Source organism: Streptomyces sp. NRRL F-5755 (assembly GCF_001279365.1).
GTDB lineage: Bacteria > Actinomycetota > Actinomycetes > Streptomycetales > Streptomycetaceae > Streptomyces > Streptomyces rimosus.
Map to the genome: position 1 here is coordinate 14,907 of NZ_LGCW01000021.1, position 14,342 is coordinate 29,248.

The following is a 14,342-nucleotide window of genomic DNA, read 5'->3' on the forward strand; positions in this document are numbered from 1 at the left end:
TGACCGGGCACCGCGCCGCGGCGCCTTTGCTCCGTCAGAGGACCGCGCTCAGGAACTCGCGCGTGCGGTCGTTCTCCGGCTCGCTGAAGATCTTCTCCGGCGTCCCGAACTCGATCACCCGCCCCTGGTCGAACATCATCACGCAGTCGGAGATGTCCCGCGCGAAGTTCATCTCGTGGGTGACGATGAGCATCGTGATGTCGGTGGTGTGCGCGATGTCGCGCAGGACGTCCAGGACACCGGCCACCAGCTCCGGGTCGAGCGCGCTGGTCACCTCGTCCAGCAGCAGCACCTGCGGCCGCATGGCCAAAGCGCGCGCGATGGCCACCCGCTGCTGCTGGCCGCCGGAGAGCTGGGACGGGTACTTGTCGATGTGCTGCGTCAGCCCCACCAGGTCCAGCAGCCCGCGGGCCCGCTCCTCGGCGGCCGCCTTGTCCAGGCCCAGGACGTGCACCGGCGCCTCGGTGATGTTGCGCAGCACCTTCATGTTGGGGAACAGGTTGAACTGCTGGAAGACCATGCCGATGTTCTTGCGGACCTCCCGGCAGTGCTTCTCGCCCGCCGGCACGAGCTCGCCCTTCTTCTCCTCGTGGGTCAGATAGGCGTCCCCGACCTTGATCGTGCCCTCGTCCGGCTTCAGCAGCGTCATCAGCAGACGCAGGATCGTCGTCTTGCCGGACCCGGAGGGGCCGATCAGCGTGACGTGCTTGCCGGAGTAGACCGTCATGTCCAGCGAGTCCAGGACGGTGTGCGCGCCGAAACGCTTGCTGACCCGGTCGAAACGGACCAGCTCGGGGCCGTCCTCCGCGGTGCCGACGGTGGCCTTCTTGGGAGTGCTGTCATCGGACAAGGCGACGCTCCAAGGCTCGCAGGAGAAGGGAGGTGGGGTAGGAGATCACGACGAACAGGACGCCGACGACCGTGATCGGCTCCATGTAGTCGAAGGTGGTCGCGCCGATGCTGTTCGCCTGGAAGAGCATTTCCGCGACGGTGATCGCGGCCAGCATCGGGGTGTCCTTGAACATCGCGATGACGTAGTTGCCGAGCGCCGGGACCACCCGGCGGAACGCCTGCGGCAGGATCACCGAGGTCCAGGTGCGCCGCCGTGACAGGCTCAGCGCGGTCGCCGCCTCCCACTGGCCCTCCGGTACGCCGTCGATGCCCGCGCGGTAGACCTCGGCGGTGTACGTCGAGTAGTGCAGCCCGAGCCCGATGACACCGGTGGCCAGCGGCGGGAACGTCAGCCCCCAGCCCGGCAGCACGAAGAAGAGGAAGAACAGCTGCACCAGCAGCGGCGTGTTGCGTATGAACTCCACGACGATGCTGACCGGCCAGGTCACCCAGCGGCTGGGGGAGCGCAGCAGCAGCGCCCACACCAGGCCGAGCGCGAACGCCACCAGCGAGCCGTACAGCGTCGCCTGCACGGTGATCCACAGCCCCTGGAGCAGGTCGGGCAGGATGTCGCCGACGTACTCCCACGACCAGTTGTTCACGGCTTACCTCCGGGGGCGGTGATCACCTGGGGGCCCTGCCTGCCGATCGGCAGCCGCCGCGAGAACCAGCCGGACTTCTCCGGCGCGCGGCCGATCGACGCCTTGGCCCGGCGCTCCAGGAGGCGCATGATCCGGGTCACCACGAACGCGATCACGAAGTAGAGGACCAGGATGATCCCGTAGACCTGGGCGCTCTGGCCCGTGGAGAGCCGGGCCAGCTTGGCCTGGAAGGTCAGCTCGCCGATCGACAGCAGCGAGGCCAGGGCCGTGCCCTTGAGCAGCTCGATCAGCAGGTTGTTGAACGGCGGCAGCATCTCCGGCACGGCCTGCGGCAGTATCACCTTGCGCATCCGCTGCCAGGGCGTGAAGCTCAGCGCGATGGCCGCCTCACGCTGGGCGGGCGCCACCGCCTGGATGGAGCCGCGCACGACCTCGGAGCCGTACGCCCCGTACGACAGCCCGAGGGCCAGGGTGCCCGCCCACATGCCGGCGAGCTGCCAGCCCAGCAGCGGCAGCGCGAAGAACAGCCAGAACATCAGGACCAGCGCCGAGGTGCCGCGGAAGAACTCCACGTAGACGCCGGACAGGAAGCGCACGATCCACAGCCGGGACGTGCGGGCCATGCCGATGCCGAAGGCGACGACGGCGGCCAGCGCGGCGCTGTAGACCATCAGCTGGACGGTGATCCACACGCCTTTGAAGAACAGTTCCCACAACGCTCCGGTCACCGGGCACAGAGCTCCTTCGCCGTGAGGTCGGTCATGAACTCCTCGGTGAACCCGAAGGGCCGGGCGATCCGCAGGAGTTCGCCGCTCTTCTTCATCGCGTGCAGCTCACGGTTGAAGGCGTCGCGGAGCTTGGTCTCGCCGATCCGGAAGCCGTAACCGCCGCCGTCCCGCTGGGGTTTGCCGTCCACCTCCGGGGTGAAGGGGTGGGTCATCTCCACCTTGGGGTGCTTGCCGGTCTTCAGCGCCTCCATCATCGTCAGCGCGGTGCCGGCGAAGCAGTCGATGCGGTCCGCCTCCAGCGCCTCCATGCCGGCGATCTGGTCGCCGTACGTCTGGATCTTCCCCTTGGCGACGCCGTTGCCGACCGCGTAGTCGATCTCCGCGTACCCGATGCCGGTGCCCATCCGCAGGCCGCCCCTGGCCACGTCCCGGTAGGAGGCGATCTTCTTCGGGTTGCCCTTCGGCACGAGGAAGCCGTCCTTCGACTCGTAGTCCGGGTCGGAGAACAGCACGGCCTGGCAGCGCGCCTTGTTGATGAACATGCCGGCCACGATCACGTCGTACTGGAAGGAGTGGAGGCCGGGCACCAGGGCGCCGAACTCGACGGGTACCGGCTCGAAGCGCTCCACCCCCAGCCGCTGGAAGATCGTCTTGGCGACGGCGGGCGCCTCGCCGGTCAGCTCGCCCTGGCTGTTGATCGACGCGTACGGCGGCTCGCTGGCGATGCCCATCCGTACGATTTTCCTGCTGCGAAGATCATCGAGTAGGTGTCCCCCGTCCGTAGCCCCGGTGATGTCCACACGCGAGCAACCGGTGGCGGCCGCTCCGAATGCTCCTGTCAAACCCAGCGCCGCCGCTCCTGCAAGCAGCGAGCGGCGGCGGAACCCTGATGCGTTTCTTCCTGAGCTGTTCCCCTGTGGTGGAGCCATGGGCGCGCGATTACCCGGACTCGTTGAAGATATGCCTATCGTTTCCGGCCCTTGACGGAAGCGGTGCGGGACCGTGCCACATGCCGGTCATGCGTGCATGCGACACCCGTTCGGAAGCGGTAACTCCCGTATGTCAGTGGCTCATTCGCGACGTGCGGCATGTCCCGTACATGTGCGTCCGGCGCGCCGCCGCCCTGGTGTGCATCGCGCCGTCCCCTGGTCCACCATGGGTCCGCAAAGCACCGTTAGGAGGCAAAATGGTCGACCGTTTCATCGAAGTCTCCCTCGACAAGCGGGGCGTGAGCTGCACGGCCAAGCTGCTCGACGACCGCGCGCCGGTCACCTGCAAAGCCGTCTGGGACGCGCTGCCGCTCGGCGGCGACGTCTACCACGCCAAGTACGCCCGCAACGAGATCTACGCCCTCGTCCCGCCGTTCGCCCCGGAGGAACCCCCTCTGGAGAACCCGACCATCACCCCCATCCCCGGCGACCTGTGCTACTTCACGTTCAGCGACACGCAGTTGGGCACCGCCTCGTACGGATACGAGCGCGCGGCCAAGCACCAGGGCCGCGCCACCGTCGTCGACCTCGCGCTCTTCTACGAACGCAACAACCTGCTGATCAACGGTGACGCGGGCTGGGTGCCGGGCATCGTGTGGGGCGCGGTCGTGGACGGCCTGGACCGGATGGCCGACGCCTGCCAGGACCTGTGGCGCGCCGGGGCCCTGGGGGAGACCCTCAACTTCCGCCGGGCGTAGGAAGGGCGGGCAGCTCCGCGGCCCCCGAGAAATAGAGGGCGTGCGCGGCGCGCAGGACCAGCGCGTCGGCGTGCCGTGCGCCCACCAGCTGCACCCCGATCGGCAGCCCGTCCCCGTCCACGCCGCACGGCACGGTCGCGGCGGGCTGCTGCGTCATGTTGAACGGGTATGTGAACGGCGTCCAGCCCGTCCAGCGCGTGTGCCCCGAGCCGGCCGGCACCTCCGCCCCCGCCTCGAAGGCGGTGATCGGCTCGGTCGGCGTGACCAGCAGGTCGTACGTGCTGTGGAAGCGGCCCATCGCCAGGCCCAGCGCCATCCGCACGTCCACCGCCGCCAGGTAGTCCAGCGCGCTGCGCCGCGCGCCCTCCGCGCAGATCTCCTTCAGGCCCGGGTCGAGCAGCTCGCGCTGCGCGTGGCTCAGGTGCTGGACCACCCGGGCCGCGCCGCTGAACCACAGCGTGTGGAACTCCTCCACCGGGTCCGCGATGCCGGGGTCGGCCTCCTCGACCTCGGCGCCCAGCTCGGCCAGCCGGTCCACGGCGCGCCGTACCGCCGCGGTGATCTCCGGCCGTACGGGGACGTCCCAGCCCAGCGAGGGGCTGTAGGCCACCCGCAGCCCGGCCACCGGCCGCGTCAGCTCCTCCCGGAAGGAGCCGGCGGGCGGCGCGAGCTGCGACCAGTCCCGCCAGTCCGAGCCGGTGATCACGTCCATCAGCAGGGCCGCGTCCGCCGCGTCCCGGGTCATCGGCCCGACGTGCGCCAGCGTCCCGAACGGGCTCGCCGGGAACAGCGGCACCCGCCCGTACGTCGGCTTCAGCGCGAAGATCCCGCAGAAGGAGCCGGGGATGCGGACCGAGCCGCCGCCGTCCGTGCCCAGGCTCAGCGGCCCGGCGCCGAGCGCCACGGCCGCCGCGCTGCCGCCGCTGGACCCGCCCGCGGTGCGGGACGGGTCGTACGGATTGCCCGTCACCCCGTGCCGCGGACTGTCCGTGACGCCCTTCCACCCGAACTCCGGCGTGGTCGTCTTGCCCACGAAGACCGCGCCGTGCTCCCGCAGCCGCGCCACCGACGGCGCGTCCGCGTCCCAGACCATCCCCTCCTCGCGCACCGTGCGCGACCCGCGCAGCGTCGGCGTGCCGCGGGTCAGCAGCAGATCCTTGACCGTGACCGGCACGCCGTCCACCAGCCCGGCGGGCCGCCCGGACCGCCAGCGCTCCGCGGACTCTTTCGCCGCGGTCAGCGCCTCGTCCGCGTCGATACGGGTGAAGGCATTCACCCGCTCCTGGGCCCACCGGGCCCGTTCGATCACCGCCTGTACCGCCTCGACCGGCGAGAACTCGCCCGCCGCGTACCCCGCGACCAGCCGCTCCGCCGAGCAGTCGGCCAGATCCGTCACCTCTGCCATCCCGACCTCCCTTCACGAACGAACGCTCCGCCTCCACGGTCCCGGAAGATCAGGAGCCCGGTACGTAGCCCAGCCGCTTGTCCACCACATTGGTGAGCGGCTCGCCCGCCGCCCACCGGTCGAAGTTGTCCGCGAACTGCTCGGCCAGCGCGTCCCGCCAGCCCAGCGTGTCGCCGCTCATGTGCGGCGAGACGATCAGGTGCGGCACGTCCCACAGGGGGCTGTCCGCGGTCAGCGGCTCGTGCTCGAAGACGTCCAGTGCCGCCGCCGCGATCCGCCACTCGCGCAGCGCGGCCACCAGGTCGTCCTCGACGACGAGCGGGCCGCGGCCTACGTTGATGAACCGGGCCCGCTGCCGCATCCGGCCGAAGGCGGCCCGGTCGAACATGCCGCGCGTCTCCTCCGTCAGCGGCGCCGCGCACACCACCCAGTCGGCCGTGCCCAGCAGCCCGTTCAGGGCAGCGCTCGGGTGCACCCGGCCGAAGTCCGGATCGTCCGTACGCTCCCGCCGCCCGACCAGCTCCACCCTGACACCCAGTGCCAGCAGCGTCCGGCCGATGGCCCGGCCGATCGGTCCCGCGCCCACCACGACGGCGCGGCTGCCCGCCACCCGCAGTGTCTCCCGGTGCCGCCAGCGCCGCTGCCGCTGGAGCTCCCAACTTCCGTAGAAGTCCTTGGCCATGGCGATCACCAGGCCGGCGACGTACTCGGCGATCGGCTGCTCGAAGACGCCGCGCGCGTTGGTCACCAGGGTCGTGTCGGCGATCAGCTCCGGGCACATCAGCCGGTCCACGCCCGCGCTCGCGGTGTGCACCCAAACGGGTCGCGGGCCGCTGCCCGGCCAGGCGTCCCGGATCGCGTCGGAGGTGAAATCCCAGGCCAACACCACGTCAGCGGACGGGAGTTGTTCGGCGAGGGTCCTGTCGTCGGCGTACACCAGCCGGGCGCGGCCGGTGAGCCGGTCCAGTTTCGGAGGCGGGTCGGAACCAAGGACAAGGACGGTGCTTTCGGACATAGGCCAGAAACCGTTCTGAAACGTGAGCCCCTTTAACTGACAAGAGGCGCCGACAGATGCCTGAGATGCGAGGATTGACCACGCTAAGAAGTCGTAACTACCGTGTCAACAACGGCTCTGTCCCGACGTCCCCGGCTTGTGCCGGTCGCACCAAACCCCTGGCCAATGGCCTTGCCCTTACCAGCCCTTCGCTCTTCTGGGGGCATCATGGACGTCTCATTTCTGGGGGGACCGAAGCCTCAGCTCGGTGTGGGTGTCGTCGCTCCGTTCGACTTCGCCCTGGACCGCGAGCTGTGGCGCTGGATCCCCGACGATGTGTCCCTCCACCTCACCCGAACCCCTTTTGTACCGGTCGAGGTGAGCCTCGACCTGGCCCGCCTCGTCAGTGAACACGAAACCCTGCACGCCGCCGTCCAGGCGCTGTGCGCCGTATCTCCGCAGGTCGTCTCGTACGCCTGTACCTCCGGCAGCTTCGTCGGCGGCATGGCGGGCGAGCGCGCCATGTGTGCCGCCATGACCCAGGCGGGGGAGCGGCTCCCCGCGCTCACCACCTCCGGCGCGCTCCTCCAGGCGCTCCGCGAGATCGGCGCGCGGCGGATCGCCGTCGTCACCCCCTACACCAAATCGGTGACCGACTCCCTGGAGGAGTATCTGCGCGAGGCCGGCGTCACCGTCACCGGCCGCGCCTACCTGGGCCTGACCCGGCACATCTGGAAGGTGCCGTACCGGGACGTCGTCGACATGGCCCGCCAGGCCGTCGTCGGCGCCGCCGACGCCCTGTTCATCAGCTGTACGAACCTGCCGACCTACGACGTCATCCCGCAGCTGGAGGCCGAGCTGCGGATGCCGGTCCTGTCGGCCAACCAGGTCACGATGTGGGCCTCGCTGCGGGCCATCGGGGCCGACGCGATCGGCCCGTACCAGGCGCTGGTGGACCCGGTCGCCAAACGCGGACCGGCCGCCATGACCGCCTCCTGGGCCCCCGAGGAAGGGGCCGGGATACCGCGGCGCGGCGGCCCTCCCGAGGCGGCGTTCGCCGGATCGGCGATCCCCTCGCCGGAGGACGGGCCGGCCGACGCACGGGACGCGGCGCCCTTTCACCCCCCGGAGGAGCCCGGCCCGGCGGCGCCGGTCTGAGGCGTACCGACGGCGCCCAGCCGGGCGCCGCACCCCTCGTCCGCCTCTCACGCGCCCGGCGCGCGTGAGCCCGTGACGGCGCGCGTACCGCAGCACCCACCCTCACCCGCACCCGCGAACCCCTCAGTCAGGAGACCTGCATGGCATCCACGGTCGGCTTCCTCTACCCCGGCCACTCCGCCGAGGACGACTACCCCCGGCTCGAAACCCTCCTCGGCAACGGCCTGAGCCTGCCGCTCGTCCACACCGACATCGGCGAGGACGCCCACCGTGTCGACGCCCTGCTGGAGATGGGCTCCGCCGCCCGCCTCGCCGCCGGCGTCGCCGAACTGAAGGCGCGCGGAGCCGAGGCCGTCGTCTGGGCCTGCACCAGTGCCAGCTTCGTCTTCGGCTGGGAAGGCGCCCACGAGCAGGTGCGCGAACTGTCGGCCACCGCCGGGCTGCCGGCGTCCAGCACCTCCTTTGCCTTCGCACACGCCGTCCGGGCCCTCGGTGCCGAGCGGGTGGCCATCGCCGCGACCTACCCCGACGACGTGGCCGAGTGCTTCCGCGCCTTCCTGAAGTCCGCGGGCACGGACGTCGTCTCGACGCGCGGCAGCGGGATCATCACCGCCGCCGAGGTCGGCACCTGGGGCCTCGACGAGGTCCTGCTGCTCGCCCGTACGGGGGACCACCCCGACGCCGAGGCGGTGCTGCTCCCCGATACCGCCCTGCACACCGCCGCCCACCTCCCCGACGTCGAGGCGGCGCTGGGCAAGCCGGTGCTCACCGCCAACCAGGTCACCGCCTGGGAGGGCCTGCGGCTGCTGGACCGTACGGTCGTGTGTCCGGCGCTGGGCACGCTGTTCGCCGGGGCGTCGGTGCCGTCCGCCGTGGGGTGACGGCAGCCGGTCCAGGGCCCTCTTCGCGCACCCGGGAATAACCGGAGAAGTGCTCCGGTTGTTCTCGCGGCAGACCAGCGACGCGAGGAGGGCCCGCACCGTGAGCGGCGACCACGACGAGATCCGGGGCACCGACGAGAACTGGGGGACCGGGGCAACACCGGGCGACGGCATCCGGGGCACCGCCCACGGCACCGCGCCGGTGCCGCTGTCCGTGCTCGACCTGGTGACCGTGGGCGCCGGGCACACCGCCTCCCAGGCCGTACGCACCGCCGTCGGCATCGCCCGCACGGCCGAGCGCCGCGGCTTCCACCGCTACTGGGTCGCCGAGCACCATTCGATGCCCGGCGTGGCCTCCTCCTCGCCCGCGGTGCTGCTGGCCCACCTCGCCGCGCACACCGACCGCATCCGGCTGGGCTCCGGCGGCGTCATGCTGCCCAACCACGCGCCGCTGGTGATCGCGGAACAGTTCGGCACGCTCGAAGCGATGGCCCCCGGCCGGGTGGACCTGGGCCTCGGCCGGGCGCCCGGTACGGACGGCGCCACGGCAGCCGCTCTGCGCCGCACCGACCGCCTCCGCGAAGGCGCCGACGACTTTCCGCAACAGCTCGCCGAACTGACCCGCTTCCTGGACGACGACTTCCCGGACGGCCACCCGTACAGCCGCATCCACGCGGTGCCGGGACCCGTCCAGGCCACGTCCCCCGGCGGGGTCCAGTCCGCGCACCGGCCGCCGCTGTGGCTGCTCGGCTCCTCCGGCTTCAGCGCCCAGCTGGCCGGCCGCCTGGGCCTGCCCTTCGCTTTCGCACACCACTTCTCCGCGGCGAACACCCTCCCCGCGCTGGACCTCTACCGCGAGTCCTTCCGCCCCTCGGCGGTCCTGGACGCCCCGTACGCCCTGATCGGCGTCGGCGCGCTCGCCGCCGAGGACGAGAAGGAAGCACGCCGCCAGGTCCTCACCGGCGCACTGTCCATGATCCGGCTGCGCACCGGGCGCCCGGGGCTGATCCCCAGCCCGGAGGAGGCCGAGGCGTACACCTTCAGCGAGATGGAGCGCGACTTCGTCGACAGCTGGCTGTCCAACGTCGTCTACGGCACCCCCGACGCGGTACGCACCGGCCTGGACGCCCTGGCCGAGCGCACCGGCGCGGACGAGCTGATGATCACCGCCAATGCGCACGGCGGGGACGCGCGGCTGCGGTCGTACGAGCTGATCGCGGACGCTTACGGGCTGCCGGAGGAGTAAGAGGAGCTGCCGTACGGGCGGGCGTGCCGGAGCGGGGGCGGATGCGTCGGAGCGGGCGGGGGAGCGCGCCGGTCCGCCCGCCCCCGCGGGCACCGCTACGCGCCCGGCCGCGCCGCCCCCAACAGATCGCACACCCGGTCCGGGGGCACCGGCCGGGAGTACAGCCACCCCTGCCCGGTGTCGCAGCCGATACGGCGCAACCGTTCCGCCTGTTCGGCGCTTTCCACACACTCCGCCGTGACCGTCAGGCCCAGCCGGTGTGCCAGGGACACCAGGGCCTCGACGATCGTCTCGTCCGCCGGGTTCGGGTGCTCCTGTGAGCGGAAGCCGCGGACGAAGGAGCCGTCCAGCTTCAGGACGGAGACCGGCAGCCGGCTGAGGTAGGCGAGGTTGGAGTAGCCGGTACCGAAGTCGTCGATGGCGATCCGTACGCCCATCTCGCTCAGCGCCTGGAGGGCCTGGAGCGGGCGGCCGGCCGAGCCCATCACGGCCGACTCGGTCAGCTCCAGCTGGAGCAGGGCCGGCGGCAGGCCGGTCTCGGCGAGGATGCCCGCCACGTCGGCGACCAGGTCGGAGTCCCACACCTGCCGTACGGCGACGTTCACGCTGACGAACAGCGGCTCGTCGCCGGGGCGGGCCAGCTGCCAGGCGCGGGCCTGGTGGCAGGCGCGGGCCAGCACCCAGCGGCCCAGCTCGACGATCGAGCCGTTCTCCTCCGCCAATCCGATGAACCGATTCGGCGACAGTGTGCCGAACTGCGGATGCCGCCAGCGCACCAGCGCCTCGACGCCCTTCGCGCGCCCGTCGCCGAGCCCGACCAGCGGCTGGTACTCCAGCGTGAACTCACCGCGGTCCACCGCCGGGCGCAGCGTGCTGGACAGGGCCTGGCGGGTCATCCGGTGGGCGTTGCGCTCGGGGTCGAAGAGCGTCCAGCGGGCCTTGCCGTCCTCCTTCGCCCAGTACAGCGTGGTGTCCGCGGCCTGCATCAGGCCGGTGGCGGTGGTGCCGGTCGCCGCGCGCTCCACGACGCCGATGCTCGCGGAGACCGACAGCCGCTGCCCGGCCAGGTCGAACGGCCGCTGCAGCGCGTCCAGCACCCGCTGCGCCAGCTCGGCGAGCTGCTCGGTGCCGGCCGAGTCCTCCACCAGCAGCGCGAACTCGTCACCGCCGAGCCGCGCCACCAGATGCCCGCTGCCGCCGCGCACCGCGCCGCGCCCGTCCAGGGTCTCGGCGCAGTGCGTCAGGCGCTGGGCCACCGCGCACAGCAGCCGGTCGCCGACCCGGTGGCCGAGGGTGTCGTTGACGGCCTTGAAGCCGTCCAGGTCGAGGTAGCACAGGCCGACCCGGCCCGTACCGTGCTGTTCGAAGGCGGCTGACTCCAGTGCGCCCGCCAGCCGCTCGAAGAACAGCGTGCGGTTGGGCAGTCGGGTCACCGGGTCGTGCATCTGGAGGTGGCGCAGCCGGGCCAGCAGGTCGTGCCGGTCGCTGATGTCCGACACGGACAGCAGGACGCAGTCCTCGTCCGGCAGCGGTTCGACGGTCACCTCGGCCCACAGGAACTGCCCGTCGGGATGTTTCAGTCGGCGTGTGCAGCGCAACCGGTCGCTGTGCCCGCACAGCACCTCCCGGTAGGCGGCCCAGATACGCGGGTCGGTGCCCAGTTCGGTCAGGTCGGCGGCGGTCGCCGCGACCAGGTCGTCCGGTGCCGCGCCGACCAGTTCGCCGAAGGCGGGGTTGGCGGCGAGGACCAGGCCGTCGCGGTTCAGTACGGCCAGCGGGACGCGGGCGGCCTGGAAGGCGGCGCGGTAGTCGCGCAGCGAGGCCGCCGAGCCGTCGCCGGCGTCCGGCTCGCCGCGGCCGGCCGCGCGCGGCTCGCCGTGCGGGCCGGGCCGCCCGCCGGGCCGGGCCGGGCCGTCGGCCGTGTCGGTGCCGGTGGTGTGCGCGGGGCCGGAGGCGTCGTCCTGGTCCCCGGCCGGTTCATTGGTCGGTTCATTACGCTCCGTCACCGCGGAGAGCGTCGTTCCGGGCGCGCGGCCCGTGCCGCCGGGGTATCCGCTCACTGCTCGCTCCCGCATGGCGCTTGTCTCGTGATGGAGGGGGGAATCCGCGCTGGAAAGTGTGGCGATCATAGAGGCTGCCGCAAGGGCCTATCCAGCGACGTAGCCGTGATCATCGGCACCCATGGCGGAACTTTGGCCATTTCCGTCCGGCTGTGTTCGTGCGTATCCGGTCAACGATCGATAGTGACTTTCCGTTACGGGCCAGGGAGTTGAGCCGGTCACTCGTCTGGGGCCCCGGAACAGGACGGATAACGGCGAATCGCCACAAAGTGGTGAAGGTGCCCCGAATCCGTACTGGGAGGTCGATGTGCCGCGCGCCCAGCAACCTCCGGAGGTCGACCGCCACGTGCTGCGCCGGGTGGCCGCGGTGGCCACCTCCCTCAGCGCGGTCATAGCCACCTCCGTCATCACGGGCCCCGCCACCGCGTCCGGGGGCTCCCTGCCCTGCGCGCTGGCCCGTACCGACGCCCACCACTCCGAGGGGCTGGACGTCTGGAACCGGGCCTATCCGCGGCCCCTGCGCACCCTCGACGCCGTCATGGTCTTCCTGTCCTTCCCGGACTCCGAGCCGGTCGCCGACCCCGGCGAGCTGGCCGCCGACTACTTCCCCGCCACCTCCCGCTTCTTCGAGCGCGCCTCGTACGGCCGCTTCGCGCTGCGCCCCGACATCCAGCGCCGCTGGGTGCGGATGCCGCAGGTCTCCGGCTCGTACGGCATACGACGGGACTGGGACGCCGGCCGCCGCGGCGCCTACCTGCGCGATGCCGTCGCCGCCGCCGACGGCGTGGTGGACTTCAGCCGCTACGACGTGGTCTACCTCGTCGCCGACCCGGACGCGCCGGGCGTCGACTCCGACGCCACGAAGGTCGTCAACCTCGACCGGCCGCTGCACGCCGACGACGCGGACCTGAGCCGGTTCGTCACCGTCTTCGAGCAGAGCCCCCCGGACCGCAATGTGCTCGCCCATGAGACCGGCCACGTCTTCGACCTGCCGGACCTCTACCACCGGCCGCGGGACGGCAAGGGCGACTGGGACACGTACGTCGGCGACTGGGACCTCATGGGCAGCCAGTTCGGGCTGGCCCCCGATCCCTTCGGCTGGCACAAGTGGAAGCTCGGCTGGCTGCGCGGCCGCCAGGTGACCTGCGTCTCCCTGACCGGTGAGCGGCGCGACGCCGTCCACACGCTGCGGCCGCTGTCGGCCCCCATGGAGCCGGGCGACGAGCGGCGGTCGCGGCTGCTGGTCGTACGCACCGGGCCGCGCAGCGCGCTGGCCGTCGAGGCGCGCGGCGCGGTGGGCAACGACCGCGACGTGTGCGCCGAGGGCGTGCTGGTCTACCGCGTACGCAGCGAGACCGCGTCCGGGAGCGGTCCGGTGGAGGTCCTGGACGGCCACCCCGGTACCGAGGCGTGTTGGGGGACTTCCGTCTACCCGCAGCTCGCTGATGCGCCGCTCGGCGAGGGGGAGAGCCTGGATGTCGCGGAGGACGGGGTGCGGGTCCAGGTGTACGGACGGTCGTCCGCGGGGGACTGGACGGTCAAGGTCGGCCGGAGCTGAGACCGCGGTTCCGCGGGCGCACGAAGAAGGCCCCCACCGAGGTGGGGGCCTTCTTCTGTCGGTGCGCCGCCAGGGACTCGAACCCCGGACCCGCTGATTAAGAGTCAGCTGCTCTAACCAACTGAGCTAGCGGCGCCTGCTGACGTGGAAAACATTAGCATCCTGATCGGGTGGCGCAAAAATCGATTCCGCGGGGCCGGTCCCGCACGGGTGTGAGCGGGGTGCGGAGGGCCCTCGGGGCGGGCCGCGAGGGCGTCGCGGTGGTGGTGGCGCTGGTCACAGGGCCGGCGCGGAGCTGCCGGGGGTGCCGGCCGCCGGTTCGGCTCCGCCGGTGTGGACGCGGCGGGCGGCGCGTATGCAGGCCCAGAGCAGCGTGCCGGGGCCGGGCAGCCACGGATGGCGTACGTCGGGGGCGACCAGCCAGCGGGAGGTGGCGTCCGGGCGGTCGGAGTCCGGGCGGTCAGAGTCCGGGCGGTCGGGGTCCGGGGTGGGCGCGTCGCTGGTGGGGCCGGCCGGGGTGCCGTACGGCGGGTCCGGCCGTGCCGGCCGGTGCGGGAAAAGGGGCGGGACGGTCACCGCGTCGCCGGTGCCGTGGCAGAGCAGCGGCGGTACGGAGCCGGACCACTCCTCCCAGCCGAGCAGGGCGGGCAGCCGCCGGGCCGTGCCGGGCTCGGCGAACAGCAGGATGCGGCCGCGGTGGGTGGCGACCGGCCCCGACCCGGGCCCCGCGGTCCATAACCGGTCCACCAGCTCGCGGCCGAAGAGCGCGGGCGCGTTGATCACGTCGAAGACGCTGCCGCAGGGGAGCGTGCTCGGCGCGTCCGGACAGGCCGCCCACCGGGCGTGCACGCTCTCCGGACAGGGGTCGGCGGAGGCGAGCCAGTCGGCGCCGGCGAGGGTGACGTACGACGCGGTGTGGAACGTGGCGGAGGCGGGACGGCGGGGGTGCTCGGAGGGCCAGTCGCTCATGGACCCAGGTGTACCGGTAGGCGGTGTTCCGTTTCTGCGGAATGGCCGAAATCGGGACAGGACGGGGCGGTGTGGGGTATGTTTCCGCGCCTGCATATGCCAGTGGCCCATGATCGGTTAGGGGGATCATGGGTTGGGGTGGTCAGGGGTGTGGGGTACGGGG

Annotated in this window: 13 protein-coding genes and 1 tRNA gene; 5 read left to right on the forward strand and 9 right to left on the reverse strand. The window is 71.9% G+C overall.

The window, feature by feature from the left end:
* Positions 1-34: 34 nt before the first annotated feature.
* Genes ehuA through ehuB form a run of 4 tightly spaced genes read right to left on the reverse strand, consistent with a single transcriptional unit; the run spans position 35 to position 3,150 of the window.
* Entirely contained in the window at positions 35-850 is an 816-nt protein-coding gene (gene ehuA / locus ADK86_RS04210) for an ectoine/hydroxyectoine ABC transporter ATP-binding protein EhuA (RefSeq protein ID WP_053695346.1), read from the reverse strand.
* A complete protein-coding gene (gene ehuD, locus ADK86_RS04215) occupies positions 840-1,493 on the reverse strand; it encodes an ectoine/hydroxyectoine ABC transporter permease subunit EhuD (protein WP_053695347.1) in 654 nt (217 codons plus the stop codon). Before ehuD ends, ehuA begins: the two co-directional genes overlap by 11 nt.
* The gene (ehuC, locus tag ADK86_RS04220) at positions 1,490-2,221 is read right to left on the reverse strand and encodes an ectoine/hydroxyectoine ABC transporter permease subunit EhuC (protein ID WP_053695348.1); all 732 of its coding nucleotides are present in this window, start codon (positions 2,219-2,221) and stop codon (positions 1,490-1,492) included. Before ehuC ends, ehuD begins: the two co-directional genes overlap by 4 nt.
* Positions 2,218-3,150: an ectoine/hydroxyectoine ABC transporter substrate-binding protein EhuB gene (gene ehuB / locus ADK86_RS04225; RefSeq protein ID WP_063788939.1), complete on the reverse strand. Its 933-nt coding sequence runs from the start codon at positions 3,148-3,150 to the stop codon at positions 2,218-2,220. Before ehuB ends, ehuC begins: the two co-directional genes overlap by 4 nt.
* 257 nt (positions 3,151-3,407) lie before the next feature.
* Between ehuB and ADK86_RS04230 the strand changes: the two genes are divergently transcribed.
* The gene (locus tag ADK86_RS04230) at positions 3,408-3,908 is read left to right on the forward strand and encodes a DUF3830 family protein (protein WP_053695350.1); all 501 of its coding nucleotides are present in this window, start codon (positions 3,408-3,410) and stop codon (positions 3,906-3,908) included.
* Here the strand turns inward: ADK86_RS04230 and ADK86_RS04235 are convergent.
* Both ADK86_RS04235 and ADK86_RS04240 read right to left on the reverse strand, forming a co-directional pair.
* Positions 3,889-5,313 carry an amidase gene (locus ADK86_RS04235; RefSeq protein WP_053695351.1) on the reverse strand — a complete coding sequence of 475 codons (1,425 nt, stop codon included), beginning with the start codon at positions 5,311-5,313 and terminating at the stop codon, positions 3,889-3,891. The two genes, ADK86_RS04230 and ADK86_RS04235, sit on opposite strands and share 20 nt — an antisense overlap.
* A 49-nt stretch (positions 5,314-5,362) precedes the next feature.
* On the reverse strand, positions 5,363-6,328 hold the full coding sequence (locus ADK86_RS04240) for a D-2-hydroxyacid dehydrogenase (protein ID WP_053695352.1): 966 nt from the start codon (positions 6,326-6,328) through the stop codon (positions 5,363-5,365).
* A 207-nt stretch (positions 6,329-6,535) separates the two neighbouring features.
* Between ADK86_RS04240 and ADK86_RS04245 the strand changes: the two genes are divergently transcribed.
* From ADK86_RS04245 to ADK86_RS04255, 3 genes are all read left to right on the forward strand, one after another.
* Positions 6,536-7,465: a decarboxylase gene (locus tag ADK86_RS04245; protein ID WP_053695353.1), complete on the forward strand. Its 930-nt coding sequence runs from the start codon at positions 6,536-6,538 to the stop codon at positions 7,463-7,465.
* 140 nt (positions 7,466-7,605) lie between these two features.
* Positions 7,606-8,346 carry an aspartate/glutamate racemase family protein gene (locus ADK86_RS04250; RefSeq protein ID WP_053695354.1) on the forward strand — a complete coding sequence of 247 codons (741 nt, stop codon included), beginning with the start codon at positions 7,606-7,608 and terminating at the stop codon, positions 8,344-8,346.
* Between the two features lie 100 nt (positions 8,347-8,446).
* A complete protein-coding gene (locus ADK86_RS04255; RefSeq protein WP_053695355.1) occupies positions 8,447-9,592 on the forward strand; it encodes an LLM class flavin-dependent oxidoreductase in 1,146 nt (381 codons plus the stop codon).
* A 95-nt stretch (positions 9,593-9,687) separates the two neighbouring features.
* On the opposite strand, the gene ADK86_RS04260 is transcribed toward ADK86_RS04255, so the two are convergent.
* The gene (locus ADK86_RS04260; protein WP_063788940.1) at positions 9,688-11,667 is read right to left on the reverse strand and encodes a putative bifunctional diguanylate cyclase/phosphodiesterase; all 1,980 of its coding nucleotides are present in this window, start codon (positions 11,665-11,667) and stop codon (positions 9,688-9,690) included.
* Between the two features lie 292 nt (positions 11,668-11,959).
* On the opposite strand from ADK86_RS04260, the gene ADK86_RS04265 reads away from it, so the two are divergent.
* Positions 11,960-13,210 (forward strand): M6 family metalloprotease domain-containing protein, encoded by a 1,251-nt coding sequence (locus tag ADK86_RS04265; protein ID WP_053695357.1) that lies wholly within the window; start codon positions 11,960-11,962, stop codon positions 13,208-13,210.
* A 62-nt stretch (positions 13,211-13,272) separates the two neighbouring features.
* Here ADK86_RS04265 and ADK86_RS04270 read toward each other — a convergent pair.
* Both ADK86_RS04270 and ADK86_RS04275 read right to left on the reverse strand, forming a co-directional pair.
* Positions 13,273-13,346 (reverse strand) — tRNA-Lys (locus ADK86_RS04270).
* Positions 13,347-13,486: 140 nt separating this feature from the next.
* Positions 13,487-14,179, reverse strand: coding sequence for a hypothetical protein (locus ADK86_RS04275; RefSeq protein ID WP_053695358.1), 693 nt, complete (start codon positions 14,177-14,179; stop codon positions 13,487-13,489).
* Positions 14,180-14,342 lie beyond the last annotated feature (163 nt).

Bases quoted from the DNA above. Each gene is read 5' to 3' on its own strand.
- ADK86_RS04245 (WP_053695353.1), top strand. From the start codon at position 6,536: ATGGACGTCTCATTTCTGGGGGGACCGAAGCCTCAGCTCGGTGTGGGT.
- ADK86_RS04240 (WP_053695352.1), bottom strand. From the start codon at position 6,328: ATGTCCGAAAGCACCGTCCTTGTCCTTGGTTCCGACCCGCCTCCGAAA.
- ADK86_RS04230 (WP_053695350.1), top strand. From the start codon at position 3,408: ATGGTCGACCGTTTCATCGAAGTCTCCCTCGACAAGCGGGGCGTGAGC.
- ADK86_RS04260 (WP_063788940.1), bottom strand. From the start codon at position 11,667: ATGCGGGAGCGAGCAGTGAGCGGATACCCCGGCGGCACGGGCCGCGCG.
- ADK86_RS04275 (WP_053695358.1), bottom strand. From the start codon at position 14,179: ATGAGCGACTGGCCCTCCGAGCACCCCCGCCGTCCCGCCTCCGCCACG.
- ehuB (WP_063788939.1), bottom strand. From the start codon at position 3,150: ATGGCTCCACCACAGGGGAACAGCTCAGGAAGAAACGCATCAGGGTTC.
- ADK86_RS04235 (WP_053695351.1), bottom strand. From the start codon at position 5,313: ATGGCAGAGGTGACGGATCTGGCCGACTGCTCGGCGGAGCGGCTGGTC.
- ADK86_RS04250 (WP_053695354.1), top strand. From the start codon at position 7,606: ATGGCATCCACGGTCGGCTTCCTCTACCCCGGCCACTCCGCCGAGGAC.